Raw genomic sequence first — 13022 nt, 5'->3', positions numbered from 1 at the left:
TAACGGTGGGAAGAAAGAGGCTTTGGGAGGTTTCTTCCCTCGAATTACCATGTTGTGGAGAAACAACGCTGTTTCAGAAGAGAATTAAGCCTGACAGCCACAAAGGTGAGGAATGTACATGCTACCAAACCAAGCATCATCGAAAACATATATGCCGTATACACACTGCTGTACGTTTCTTCCTTTGGATAGTGGTAGCATGAAGGTTTTGAAATACCAATTTCAAATGTGTACTTTCCATTACCATCTCTGAAAAGCTCTTTGTATCCTATCCGCAATGGCAGGCATGCTTTGCCTCCTCCACTTCTCCTATCCAAGCCTTTTGTACCTTCCTCCACAAAAGGACAAAACAGAAATACCACCCCTCTCTTCCTCTTGACCAATACCCTAGGGGGGTATATATTGAAGGTATGAAACAAGAAGTGAAAGATAAGATAGACCCACGTCTTGCAAGGATAGAGGGGCAGATACGGGGCATCAGGGGCATGGTCCAGGAGGATCGGTACTGTGTGGATATCCTCCTGCAGCTCTCTGCTGTCATCTCAGCCTTGAAAAGGGTGGAAGACCTGGTTATGGAGAACCATCTCAATACCTGCGTTACCGATGCATTGAAGAGTGAGGATGAGAGGGAGAGCCAGCAGAAAATCGCGGAGCTCATGGATGTCATGGCAAAGTTCCGGAGGCAATAGCCAAAAAAAAGCAAGCACCTGTTTCCAGTGATGCTTGCTAGTTTAGGCGATGCCAGGATTGAACTGGCGACTTCCACGATGTCAACGTGGCACTCTCCCGCTGAGTTAACCGCCCATACGACATGAGGGATATTACTTGAATATTTTGAATCTGTCTAGAGGTAACGAGAAAAAAGTCCTCCTCTGGAGATTTTCATACAATAGCGCTATATTATTACCAAGGAGTTTACTAGGATATGAAAACAACAATCATCACGAAAGGCATGCATTGCAATGGCTGTGAGACCAGAATGGTAAACGCCCTCAACAACCTTGAGGACATTCAGAAAGCAAAGGCCGATGCCAAGTCTGGCAAGGTTGTCATAAACCACAAACAGGCCGAAACAGTGGCTGAGGCCAAGGCACTCATCACCGAAATCGGCTTCGAGGTACTGGAATAATGGAAGAAAAAAAAGTAGGAATCGGGGGCATGACCTGCGCCTCCTGCTCCTCTGCCGTGGAAAGGACCCTGAACAAGCTTGACGGTGTCAAGCTTGCCCAGGTGAACCTTGCCACCGAGAGCGCAACCATAGAGTTTGAGAAAGACAAAATCTCTCTTGATGACATAAAGAGAGCTGTCTCGAAGATCGGCTACTCAGTATTGGACGAGATAGACGAGAACAAGAAGATGCAGAGAAAGAAGGAGGAACTGATAAGCCTCAAAAAACGGCTTACCGTCTCCTCCATCCTCACCATATTCTTGCTGGTTCTTGCCATGGGACCCATGTTGGGCCTGAGGCTCCCGATCGGGCATGTGAGCAACAGCCTGTTGCAACTGCTCCTGGCGATAGGGACCATGATCTGCGGCTCAGCGTTCTTTACCAAGGGTTTCTCCAGCCTCTTCAAGCGTGAACCCAATATGGATAGCCTGGTTGCCTTAGGAACAACGGCAAGCTTCCTCTACAGTCTCTGGGGTATCTATCAGCTGTTCACCGGCAACATAGAGGCTGCCCACCACCTCTACTTCGAGGGAGTCGGCACCATCCTGACCCTTGTCATGTTGGGCAAGTATCTGGAGAACCTCTCCAAAGGAAGGACAGGAGAGGCCATCCACAAGCTCATGGAGCTAGCCCCTGCCACAGCTACCATCCTGAAGGACGGCAAGCAGGTGGTCGTCGATGCCTCCCTCGTGGTGGTCGATGACCTGGTCATGGTCAAGCCCGGAGAGAAACTGCCGGTTGACGGGGTTGTCATCTCCGGCTCCTCAAGCATTGATGAATCGCTCTTGACCGGGGAGAGTATCCCGGTCGAAAAGACGTTGGGAAGCACTGTATATGCGGCCACGCTCAACACCACAGGCACACTGCACTACCGTGCAAGCAAGGTCGGATCGGACACGGCCTTGGCAAACATCATAGAGCTGGTACAGCAGGCACAGGGGTCCAAGGCCCCCATTGCAAGGATTGCCGACAAGATATCAGGAGTTTTTGTTCCCATAGTGATGGGGATCTCGGTCCTCACCTTCCTTGCCTGGTTCCTGACAGGGACACCGTTCGATACAGCCATCATACGTGCTGTGAGCGTGTTGGTTATAGCCTGCCCCTGCTCTCTTGGGCTCGCTACCCCGATCGCCATCATGGTCTCTTCGGGTAAGGGTGCCAAGTTGGGCATACTCTTCAGGCATGCTGCGGCAATTGAGCAGTTCAAGGATGTCAAGACAGTTTTGTTCGACAAGACCGGCACGCTGACCGAAGGCAAGCCTGTTGTCACTGACCTGTTGGCCAAGGACAGGAATGAACTGTTGAGGATAGCTGCCATCCTAGAGAACAGCAGCGAACATCCGCTTTCCAAAGCGGTGGTGAGCAAGGCCATGGAGCTGAAGCTGCCCATTACAGAGGTAGAGGCTTTCAAGGCAGTAGTCGGCAAGGGCATTGAGGGGAAGGTTGAAGGAAGGCCTGTACAAATCGGGAACCTCGCCATGATGGCTGACAACAACATTGCAGTAAGCAAGGAAGAGCAGACACAACTTGAGAAGCTTGCCGACCAGGGCAAGACTCCCCTCCTTGTTGCCTTGGATGGGAAGATCCTCGGAATTATCGGAGTGGCTGATACCATCAAGAAGGAGACCGCTGACGCCATCAAGCTTTTGAAACAGGAAGGCATCAGGACGGTGATGCTTACCGGGGACAACGAACGGACAGCAAAGGCCATAGCAAAGCAGGCAGGCATCGATGAGTTCCTTGCAGGTCAGCTCCCTGGCCAGAAGGAACAGACGGTATCTGCATATGCAAAGAAGGGTCATGTGGCAATGGTAGGGGACGGCATCAACGATGCCCCTGCCCTCGCCAAGGCTGATGTGGGAATCGCTGTAGGAAGCGCTACAGACGTCGCCAGGGAGACAGCTGACATCGTCCTTGTACGCAACAACCTCAAGGACGTGGCAAAGGCGTACCAGCTCTCCAAAGCAACGATGCGTAACATACACCAGAACCTCTTCTGGGCGTTCTTCTACAACACGTTGGGCATCCCAGTAGCTGCAGGGCTTCTGACGCTCTTTGGTGGTCCACAGCTCTCGCCCATGATCGCTGCGTTTGCCATGTCGATGTCCAGTGTCTGTGTGGTGCTGAATGCGCTGAGGCTCAACAGGTTCAAGTAAGCAAAGCAACATATCTCTCAGACTCAGTTGGAAACCCTTGGAATAGCATTCTGAGGGTTTCTTTTATGGTAGATATTCAGAAACGTTGGGTTTCTCAAAAATGCACTATTTTGTACCAATAGCGATCTACCAAAAACATTTGGCGAGAAGCTGAATCCCAAGCTATTGCATACGTGAAAAAATAGACTACACTTACAGTATAGATATTGTCGCAGGAGAACAAAACCATGCTGATCTTGCCACACTCAATCACTCAGGAAGTCTGAACCACTACCCCCCTATTCGCCAACTAAAACATTCCAAAAACCTCCTAAAAACCTTGAACCGTTCTTTTCTGAAGTTGCATTGCTGCCTGCATCATACGAGCTAGAAAGGACGCATGATGCAGGGAGTTTGTAACTCACCTGGTAACAACTGGGTGTGCCACAAAAAAGAATATGGAGGCTTCAATGGGTAAACGAGCTATTGGGTATGTGGGTATTTTCTCTCTGGTCATGTTGCTAATGGGATGTGAGGAGGCGAAAGTCTACACCTACGCAGATTTTTTGGGAGAATGGACCCTTCCTGATGTACCTCAGCTTAGCATCATGCAGATGGAAGATGACCCAAGTCAAAAAAACTTGGATATTCGTTGGGAAGAGGGAACCATTGAATACTTCGCAATGGTTGATGGAACTGAAAGTGGAAATGTGTTTACCGGAGAGTATGCATATAGCACAACAGCAGATAATGGAGAAGGTGGGATGATTCTATACTATGGAGATGATCCTGATGAACCCAAGAAAACTATTACCATCACCCTAACAATGTACAAGGACAAACCCAAAGCAACGTGTGTAGGGGAAGGCCCTTTATCGGGCAAGGTATTCAGCATGTAGCAGTGAAGGCACACCCTTCCTTGCGATCGGCCTTGTAGCTATCCAAGGTCTTGAGAAACCCGTGTCCACAACAGAAATCGGGTTGTATCATAAGTTGCACCCCCAAATTTGGGGGTGCATATCATACAGGGAGCAACCTCTAGAATACGGAATCCTTGTCATAGAACTGCATCACGTTGTCCTTTGTGACCAACACGGAAGGAAGCACCACAGAGGTCGGTGTTTTTGCGGTACTGAAATCAGAAGACTTCTTACCCTCTGCCACGTCGAGGCAGTAGTTGATGGCATCGTAGACCATGCTTGGATGGTAGGTAGCAGTAGCCTTTACCAGAGGATCACCGTTGATGATCTTCTCGTAGGCGGCCTTTGAGCCTGCACCACCGAATACCAGCTTGATGTCCTTGCGTCCGCTCTCCTTGATGGCCTGCAGGACTCCAGTCATGACATCGTCATCCTGGCAAAACACTGCATGAATCTCTGGGTATTTCTGCAGATAGTTCTCCATCAGCTCGAGGCCCTTCTGAGTCGACCAGTCAGAGAAATCGTAATACTTTCCTCCAGCAAGATTTACCAAGCTCTTGTCTTGGGTCATCTCGTCAAAGAATGCATTCATTCTCTCACCGTCGATGACAACAGGCATTCCACCCATCGCCACATACTTGGTAAGATTGTTTGCCTTCATGTATTCGCGCATGAACTTTCCAGATACCTTGCCCATCTCACTGTTGTTCCCTGCAAGGTTGACATACCCGAACGAAGTATCGGTAAGGCCACGGTCAACAACGATTACCTTTACACCGGAAGCCTGGGCCTCTTTTACCACTGGGGTAAGAGGGGCTGACTCATGAGGAAGGATTACCAGATAATTCATTCCCCAAACCATCAGGTCCTCGACATCGGAGATCTGCTTTGCATATCCATCAGCATGCAAGACCTTGAATTCATACTTGCCAGGATACTTCTCGCTGAGCTCCTTTACGGCCTTGTCAGCCCACCAGCCAATTCCACCTGTCCATCCATGGTCGGGAGAAGGAACTGCAATACCAATCTTGGGCACACTTTTTTTTGCTTCTGCAGCACCTTGTGCAAAAACAAAACCGACAGCCAACAGTAGGCAGAGAACGATCATCAATGCTCTTTTCATCCTTTTTCCTCCAAATGAAATGTTTCTATTTGTTATTGTTGTACTGCATCAGTACAGCAACAATAATCACAAGACCCTTTACTGCCTGTTGCAGGAAGGCGCTTATGCCTCCCATGACAAGCATGTTGTTGATGACCCCGATCATGATGGCGCCCATCATGGTCCCGATGATGCTCCCCTTCCCTCCACTCATCAGCGTCCCTCCGATGACAGCTGCGGCGATGGCATCCATCTCATAGGAGGTACAGTCACTGGGGTTGATGCAGTTTAACCGGCTAGACCACATCAGGGCAGTGACACCGACGGTAAAGCCCGTTATCACATATGGCAACAGCTTGATGATCGCCACATTGATGGCTGAGTAACGGGCAACCTGCTCGTTGCTGCCTGTGGCACAGAGGTAGCGACCGAAGCTTGTGTTGTTCAACACAATGTGCAGGAGAATCCCTACCCCCAGAAAACACCAGACAGGAATGGGTAATCCAAAAAAGACCCCACTGCCCAACTTCCCGTAGGAGTTGTTTACGGAAAGGATGGTGCCAGCATTGGAGAAATACTGTATGAGCGACCTGAATATGGACATCGTACCCAAGGTTACAATGAAAGGGGCCATCTTGAATTTCGCCACAAGGATTCCATTCACAAATCCACAAGCCATACCCAACACCAAGGCAAAGAGTATGGTCAGAACAATTCCCAACGGAGAGTGGACTCCAAACAGATTCAGGAAAAATATGGAGATGCCTCCCACAAAGGCAGTCATCGAACCAACACTGAGGTCGATTCCACCGCTGATGATGACCAGCGTCATCCCTAGCCCAATGATTCCCGTGTAGGAAATCTGGCGCAAAATATTGGTGAGATTCCTGACCTTGAGGAAATTTGGCCAGCCCATGATGGTGGCTATGATAAGCAGGACCACAAAAGCCATTCCCAGCGAATGGTCCTTAAGCTTGAATTTTCTCAAAGAGAAGCCCCTTGTACTATCACCCATCTTGTTATATCCCTTCCTTGATGCCAGTGGCATTGAACATGATGTTCTCTTCTGTAATGTCCTGGCCTTCCAAACAATCTGCTATCTGGCCTTCCCGCAATACATACACCCTCGTGCAGAGCCCGATGATCTCCTCCAATTCCGAGGAAACCAGGATGCACCCTATCCCGGAAGCAGCCAGCGTGTGCACAAACTCATAGATCTCACTCTTTGCATTGATATCAATGCCGCGGGTAGGCTCATCAAGGATGAGTATCTGCGGCCCTGTATCCATCCAACGGGCAAGATAGACCTTCTGCTGGTTCCCTCCGCTAAAGTACTTCAGCTCCATGTTGAGAGAGGAGGCTACAATATTGAAATCCTTGACATATTTCCTTGCGGCAATGGCTTCCTGATTCTTGTCGATGAAGCCCTTGTTGACGTACTTGTTCCTCAACGATATGAGCGAGATGTTCTTGGGGATGTCAAAAATCTGGACAACACCCTTTCCTTGCCGATCCTCACTGATGTAGCCCAGATTATTTTTCACCGCATCCTTGGGATGCTTGATCCGTACCTGCTTCCCCCCAATGAAAACCTTGCCCGAATCAATCTTGCGCAAGCCCATCAGGGCCTCCATGGTCTCGGTACGCCCTGCCCCCACAAGGCCGGCAAAGCCCAAGATCTCCCCTTTCCTCAGGTTGAAGGTAATATGGTGCAAAAGACCAGTGATGGAGAGGTCCTGGACTGAGAGCATCTCCTCCCCGCTCGAGCGTGTTATCTTAGGTGGGAATACCTGGCTAAAGTCCCTGCCGACCATCTTACGTGCCAGGGCCTCCTCATCAACATCAGCTATCTCATCCACGCCGATCAGCTTCCCATCCCGCAGGATGGTCACCCTATCGCAGATCGTTGTCACCTCATGAAGCTTGTGCGAGACAAAAATCATCGTGACGCCCTTTGCCTTGAGCTTGCGCATCAAGGAGAACAAGATCTCCACTTCATGGCCGGTAAGGGTGGTCGTGGGTTCGTCAAAAATGAGAATCCTCGCTTCCAGGATCATCGCCTTGGAAATTTCGACCATCTGCTTCTCGGCAACGCTCAACTCACTTACCAAACGGTTTACATCAAGGGGCATCTTCAGCTGGGCAAGCTGTTCGCTTGCTATCTCCCGCATCCTTCTCTTGTCCAGAAACAAGCCCTTGTGGATTTCACTGCCAAGGAAAATATTCTCATAGACTGTCAGTGAGTTGATGAGGTTGAACTCCTGGGGAACGATACCGATCCCCAAATGCTTTGCCGTGATGTAATCGGGAATATCAACAGCCTTTCCTTCGAGAATGACCTGTCCGGAAGATTGTTGGTAGATCCCGCAGATAATCTTGATCAGGGTCGATTTCCCCGCACCATTTTCACCGATCAGGCCCATGATCTCCCCAGGCCGGATACCGAAGGTAATGGTATCCAGCACCCGGACCGAGGAGAACTCCTTGGAAATACCCACAAGGTTGAGTATGTCCTGGGAAAGCTGGGAGGTGTCCATCAATTCTCCATTGCCCCATCGAAGTCGATGTTCGAGGAATCGAAGTCTATCCTGCGAACCAAGGCCAAAGCCTCAGTTGCCCCAAAAATCCTCTCCATACCGTTGTCTTCCCACTCAACAGAGAGGGGACCACGGTAGTTTGCAGCATTCGCTTCACGGATAATGAACTCAAAGTTCACATCCCCATGGCCCGGGGAGACAAAGTTCCAGCCACGACGCAGATCGCCAAACGCGATATGCGAGCCGAGGATTCCCGAACGGCCATCAAGCTTCACATAGCAATCCTTGATGTGGACGTGGTAGATCTTGGAAGCAAAATCACGGAAAAACAGGGCAGGATCGACCCCCTGCCACTGCAGGTGACTTGGATCGAAGTTAAGGCCAAGGGCCGGCCGGTTGTTGAACTTCTTCAACAGCCTCTCTGTCGAGTAATAGTCATATGCAATCTCAGAAGGGTGCACCTCCAGGGCAAACTTCACCCCCTGCTCGTCAAAGACATCAAGGATCGGTGTCCAGAGGTCGTAGATCTCCTGATAACCGGCTTCGATCAACTCCTCGCTGTTGGAAGGGAATGAGTAGAAGTATTTCCAGATAGGGGAACCCATGAAGCCTGTAACCACCGAGCAGCCCATGTTCTTGGCCGCAATGGCAGTGTACTTCATCTGTTCGATTCCCCATGCCCTGATAGCCTTGTCATCGCCCTTCAGCTGCTTGGGGGCAAACCCTGCAAGCCTTGGGTCCCCAAAGGCATCACCTACACACTGCCCGCCAAGGTGGTTCCCAAGCGCATAGCACTGCAGGTTGTACTTCTTCAGGATCGCCTTCTTTTCGGCAACATAGGCAGGATCTGTCGCAGCCTTCTGCACATCCATGTGGTCCCCCCAGCATGCAATCTCCACCCCTTCATACCCTATTTCGCTTACGGTCCTACACATCTGTTCAAAAGGCAGGTCTGCCCACTGTCCTGTAAAAATCGTCACCAATCTGGCCATTGCTGTTTCTCCTCCACTCTGTACGTATTACAAGGTTACCCAAACAGAACCCTTGTCATTGCTTTCCACACACTTGTTGATGAAGACAACTCCATCAAGCCCCATTTCCACTGTCGGAAAATCTATATCCGAACTCTGCAAAGCCTCACCTGAGAGCTTCTTGCCCAGAGCAAGGATAAAGCTCTTGTAGATGTTGGCAAATGCCTCGAACAGTCCTTCAGGATGGCCTGCAGGAATACGGGAATACTTCTGTGCCTCTTCGCAGAACTCATCACGGCCACGACTCCATTTCTGCTGTGGCCCGGCGTTCGGGGTAAAGGTGAAATGGTCAGGATCCTCTTGGCTCCACTCAAGGCCACCCTTCTCCCCGTAGATCCTAATCCTGAGGGCATTGTCGTTGCCCTGGGCTATCTGGCTGGACCAGTACAGCCCTTTGGCACCACCTTTGTATTCGACCATGACAGAAGCGTTGTCATCGAGGGTCCTACCCTCCACTATCCTGTCCAAGCGAGCACAGACGCTCTCGATCTTCAAACCGGTAACCGTGGCAACAAGGTTCTCGATGTGGCTACCGATATCGCCCAGGCAATTGGAAATACCAGCAACCTTGGGGTCCATTCTCCAGGGTGCCAATTTACTCTCTTCATCGATAGGGGCCGCTAGCCAACCCTGGGGATACTCCCCATTGACAAACTTGATAGCCCCCAAGGCACCGCTTTCGACCATATGGCGCATCTGCTTGACCGCAGGATAGCCGCTATAGGTGTAGGTAACACCAAAGAGGAGGTCCTTTTTCTTGGCCAGTGCAACAAGGGCCTCGCTTTGCTCGATAGTCCAAGTCAGAGGCTTGTCGCAAACCACGGAGATCCCTTCAGCAAGAAAGGCCTTGCAGACTTCGTAGTGAGATACATTGGGGGTGACACATACGACAAACTGGATTCCATCCTTTCGTTTGGCCTCTTCTTTGGCCATCATGGCAAAGTCCGTATAGACTCGCTCGGAAGGAAGTCCCAACTCCTTTCCAAAGCTCCTGGACTTCTCTGCATCACGAGAAAAACAGCCTGCTGAAAGCAGTGCAAGATTGTCGATTCTGATGGTTTTCCTGTGTACATCACCTATAAAGGCTCCAGGACCTCCTCCTACCATTCCATACCGTAGCTGTTTCATATACCCTCCAATGCACGCGCGTGCATAAATCTATAAAAAAATTGATTTACCATCCAGCAACATCAAATCCATGGTACCACAGATATACAAATTAACAAGGGCAAAAACGAAAAACACTCTCTCAGAGACAGCCAGACAGGTATTCCAAGGCAAGTTTTTTCTCTGGCAGATCAGAGCAGAAGTCCTTTCCCTCTGTCTCCAGGTCAATGCTCCCTGTATACCCTCCATCTTTCAGTATACCTACCAATGAAGCCCAATCGGTCTCGCCCTGACCAGGCAGTACTGCACCAATAGCCTTTTTGGGACCATAGAGCCCAACGGACCTAAGCAAAGCCCAGTCTATCGAGGCATCCTTGCCATGGATGTGCTTGATCTTGGGTAGCCACTTCTTCAGTTGTTCCAGGGGATCAAGAAAGGCCTCAACCTGATGGGAGGGTTCCCACTGCAACCCAAACTTGGAATCGTCCAGGGTGTCGAACATAAGGGCCCATGCGTCCCCATTGATGGCTATGTTCCAATCGCCACGCTTCCAGAGGTCTCCCATCCTGCAGTTCTCAAACAACAGGGCCTTACACCTGTGTTGGTAGGCCACCTCCAACAAGTCGGAGAAGGTCTCTTTCCATAAAGGCAAGGAGGCTTCGACACTCTTGCCTGTTACCCTTCCAGCAAAACCCGTGACAAAGGGTGAACCAAACAACGATGCATTGCGAATAAGGGTTTTCCAGGCCAGGAGCGTCTCTTCCTTCATGAGGGTGTTTCCGAATACGGAGAGGGCGGAGACTTTCAGGGAGGTGGCGGCTACCGTATCGGCCAGAAGGACAAGGTCAACAGGGCCCAAGGACTGCCAAAATGAAATATTGAGTGTAGAGAACCCCATAGTTGCAAGACAAGCCAAGGATTCTGGGGTAACTTCATGGGCATACAAAACTGCTCCTAGTTCGATCGCCATTGTTTCATCTCCTCCAGTATCTTCTGAACACGCAAGCCATCGTAAAGAGTTGGGCTGGAGGCAATGCCGCTATCGACCCAACGGGCAAACAAACCATAGGTTGAATCAACAGAAGGGCCCTCAATAGCAATATCAGAGCCATCACTATAGGAAACCTGGACAGCCGAACGGGAGAGGGAGGAGTCCAAGGTAGCCTCCCCTTCAGATCCGGTAACAATTATGGAAAACAGATCGTCACAATCAGGGGATATTTGGGTACAGGACAAAAGACAAGGGATATCTTCCCCCACTTCCAGGAGTCCTGAATACTCCACAAGGACAGACCCTTGGGAGAAGAACTCCAATGCAAGCGATGGGTCCAAGGAGATTCCCTGATCAGGGACAAATTGTTGCAAGGTGGTACCATGAAGGGTATGGGAGAAAAAAACATTCCCAAACAAGAAAAAGAGTGCATCAACCAGGTGGCTGGAGAGGTCCCCGATACAGCCACCATTGCTCATCGATGGCATGAGACGCCACTTCCAGCGGCTGGTAGTGCGCCAATCACCCCAGGCGTTGGTACGGACCCATCCTTGGGCGTAGCGGATGGATACTGATTGAATTGGGCCCAAACCATCTTGATCAAGCAATGTTTTCAATGCATGTAAGGCCGGCATGTTCCGCTTGGAGTAGTTGATCATTGCTGGAAGGGATGACCTTTCAGAGGCGTCAACAATAGCCAAGGTCTGTGGCAGGTCAAGGCCCAAGGGCTTCTCAGCAAAGAGGGCAAAACCCAACCTAAGAACTAATGAGCAACAGGGAAGGTGAAACCTGTCAGGAAGGGCACAGGAGACGGCATCGGCCTTTCCTTGCATCTCTATGAGGTCTTCCATGCGAGAGGAGCTCCAGGGCACATTGAAGAGCGAACAGAACTCCTTCAATGTCGAGGGGTTATGGTCAATGGCCCCAACAATGTCAGAGCCTTGTTGGAGAAACTTCTTGGCTTGGTATGTTCCCATTCCTCCACATCCAATGACAACAAGTTTCATCTTACCCTCCAAAAGATACGGAAGTGGTTGATTTTCGTACTACAAAATCAGTATCAACCCATTTTTGTTCAGGTGCAACTTTTCTTTGGATGATGTCGATCACCATATCCGCTGCAAGGGTGCCCATCTCTGTGATGGGATGGTGGACTGTGGTCAGGGGAGGTGTGCTGGTTCCTGCTGGCTGGAAGTTATCATATCCGATGATTGAGATGTCCTGGGGAACCCGTAGCCCTCGTTCCATACAGGCTTGCATGAAGCCAAAGGCCTGTCGGTCACTGGCTGTCATGACCATTGAGGGTAGGTTCTTCATCTTGGCAAGGGCCTCAAAGCCAGAGGTTTTTGAGAAGTTGCCTTCAATTATCTCATACTGTATATGATGTAGTGCAGCAAGCTCCTCAAAGACTTGAAGTCGGTCCTTCCCATTCTTGAAGGTCAAATCGCCTGTTATGTAGGTGATGGTGTTGTGCCCAAGGGATGTGGCATGCGCAAAGGCTTTCTCCATTCCCAGTTCTGGCTTGGCGTAGACGCTTGCTGCCCCTTCCTGGTAGTTGTTGACCAGCACAAAGGGTATGTCATGGTCGATCATAGGCTGGAGGCCTGCAAAGTTGTCCTGGGTTATGGCAAACACCAGGCCATCGAAGCTATGGGAGTTGATCAATTCATTGTAGGTTCGATATTTTCCCAGGTGGTCCTGGAACATGATGCTGATGGTATAGTCGCGTTTCATTGCACCCAGGAGTAGTCCATCAAGCAATGAGGGGAAATAGGATCGGGTAAAGGGCATGATGTTCTGGTAGTAGGGAACTACAAACCCAATGGAAAGGCTTTTGTTGCTTGCAAAGAGTGTAGCAGTGCGTGAGGGATAGTACCCCAGCAGTTCTGCCTGCTGGCGTACCTTTCGTTTGATATCATTGCTTATCAGGGGAGAATCGTTCAAGGCGCGAGAGACTGTGGATTCAGAGACTCCTGCTGCCTTGGCTACGTCTGCCCTTCCAATACTCTTTTTCATGTTTCCTCATACACA

Annotated in this window: 13 protein-coding genes and 1 tRNA gene; 4 read left to right on the top strand and 10 right to left on the bottom strand. The window is 50.2% G+C overall.

From position 1 onward, the window contains the following. Positions 1-44: 44 nt before the first annotated feature. Positions 45-362, bottom strand: a complete 318-nt coding sequence (locus ROJ03_RS11905) for a hypothetical protein (protein ID WP_313727284.1) — start codon at positions 360-362, stop codon at positions 45-47. A 48-nt stretch (positions 363-410) separates the two neighbouring features. On the opposite strand from ROJ03_RS11905, the gene ROJ03_RS11900 reads away from it, so the two are divergent. Further along, entirely contained in the window at positions 411-689 is a 279-nt protein-coding gene (locus ROJ03_RS11900; RefSeq protein ID WP_313727283.1) for a metal-sensitive transcriptional regulator, read from the top strand. 43 nt (positions 690-732) lie between these two features. Here ROJ03_RS11900 and ROJ03_RS11895 read toward each other — a convergent pair. Beyond that, positions 733-804: transfer RNA gene (locus ROJ03_RS11895), tRNA-Val, on the bottom strand. A 121-nt stretch (positions 805-925) separates the two neighbouring features. On the opposite strand from ROJ03_RS11895, the gene ROJ03_RS11890 reads away from it, so the two are divergent. The 3 genes from ROJ03_RS11890 to ROJ03_RS11880 all read left to right on the top strand — a co-directional run bounded on the left by ROJ03_RS11890 (position 926) and on the right by ROJ03_RS11880 (position 4202). Then, positions 926-1129 carry a heavy metal-associated domain-containing protein gene (locus tag ROJ03_RS11890; RefSeq protein ID WP_313727282.1) on the top strand — a complete coding sequence of 68 codons (204 nt, stop codon included), beginning with the start codon at positions 926-928 and terminating at the stop codon, positions 1127-1129. Continuing rightward, a complete protein-coding gene (locus ROJ03_RS11885) occupies positions 1129-3324 on the top strand; it encodes a heavy metal translocating P-type ATPase (protein ID WP_313727281.1) in 2196 nt (731 codons plus the stop codon). Before ROJ03_RS11890 ends, ROJ03_RS11885 begins: the two co-directional genes overlap by 1 nt. A 449-nt stretch (positions 3325-3773) precedes the next feature. Next, positions 3774-4202: a hypothetical protein gene (locus tag ROJ03_RS11880; protein ID WP_313727280.1), complete on the top strand. Its 429-nt coding sequence runs from the start codon at positions 3774-3776 to the stop codon at positions 4200-4202. A 139-nt stretch (positions 4203-4341) separates the two neighbouring features. On the opposite strand, the gene ROJ03_RS11875 is transcribed toward ROJ03_RS11880, so the two are convergent. From ROJ03_RS11875 to ROJ03_RS11840, 8 genes are all read right to left on the bottom strand, one after another. Continuing rightward, positions 4342-5346: a substrate-binding domain-containing protein gene (locus tag ROJ03_RS11875; protein WP_313727279.1), complete on the bottom strand. Its 1005-nt coding sequence runs from the start codon at positions 5344-5346 to the stop codon at positions 4342-4344. Between the two features lie 25 nt (positions 5347-5371). Continuing rightward, a complete protein-coding gene (locus ROJ03_RS11870; protein ID WP_313727278.1) occupies positions 5372-6340 on the bottom strand; it encodes an ABC transporter permease in 969 nt (322 codons plus the stop codon). A 4-nt stretch (positions 6341-6344) separates the two neighbouring features. Continuing rightward, positions 6345-7862: a sugar ABC transporter ATP-binding protein gene (locus tag ROJ03_RS11865; RefSeq protein WP_313727277.1), complete on the bottom strand. Its 1518-nt coding sequence runs from the start codon at positions 7860-7862 to the stop codon at positions 6345-6347. Continuing rightward, positions 7862-8854, bottom strand: coding sequence for a sugar phosphate isomerase/epimerase family protein (locus tag ROJ03_RS11860; RefSeq protein WP_313727276.1), 993 nt, complete (start codon positions 8852-8854; stop codon positions 7862-7864). Before ROJ03_RS11860 ends, ROJ03_RS11865 begins: the two co-directional genes overlap by 1 nt. A gap of 27 nt (positions 8855-8881) precedes the next feature. After that, positions 8882-10021, bottom strand: a complete 1140-nt coding sequence (locus ROJ03_RS11855; protein ID WP_313727275.1) for a Gfo/Idh/MocA family oxidoreductase — start codon at positions 10019-10021, stop codon at positions 8882-8884. A 121-nt stretch (positions 10022-10142) separates the two neighbouring features. Further along, positions 10143-10970, bottom strand: coding sequence for a sugar phosphate isomerase/epimerase (locus ROJ03_RS11850; RefSeq protein WP_313727274.1), 828 nt, complete (start codon positions 10968-10970; stop codon positions 10143-10145). Further along, complete coding sequence (locus ROJ03_RS11845) at positions 10955-11998, bottom strand: Gfo/Idh/MocA family oxidoreductase (protein WP_313727273.1); 1044 nt, start codon at positions 11996-11998, stop codon at positions 10955-10957. The genes ROJ03_RS11850 and ROJ03_RS11845 overlap by 16 nt, the downstream gene beginning before the upstream one ends. Before the next feature lies 1 nt (position 11999). Continuing rightward, positions 12000-13007, bottom strand: a complete 1008-nt coding sequence (locus ROJ03_RS11840) for a LacI family DNA-binding transcriptional regulator (protein ID WP_313727272.1) — start codon at positions 13005-13007, stop codon at positions 12000-12002. Positions 13008-13022 lie beyond the last annotated feature (15 nt).

The sequence above is a fragment of the Sphaerochaeta sp. PS genome, assembly GCF_032144095.1.
Lineage (GTDB): Bacteria > Spirochaetota > Spirochaetia > Sphaerochaetales > Sphaerochaetaceae > Sphaerochaeta.
Note: the sequence above shows the minus strand (reverse complement) of the source record. Positions and strands in the feature narration are given on the sequence as shown.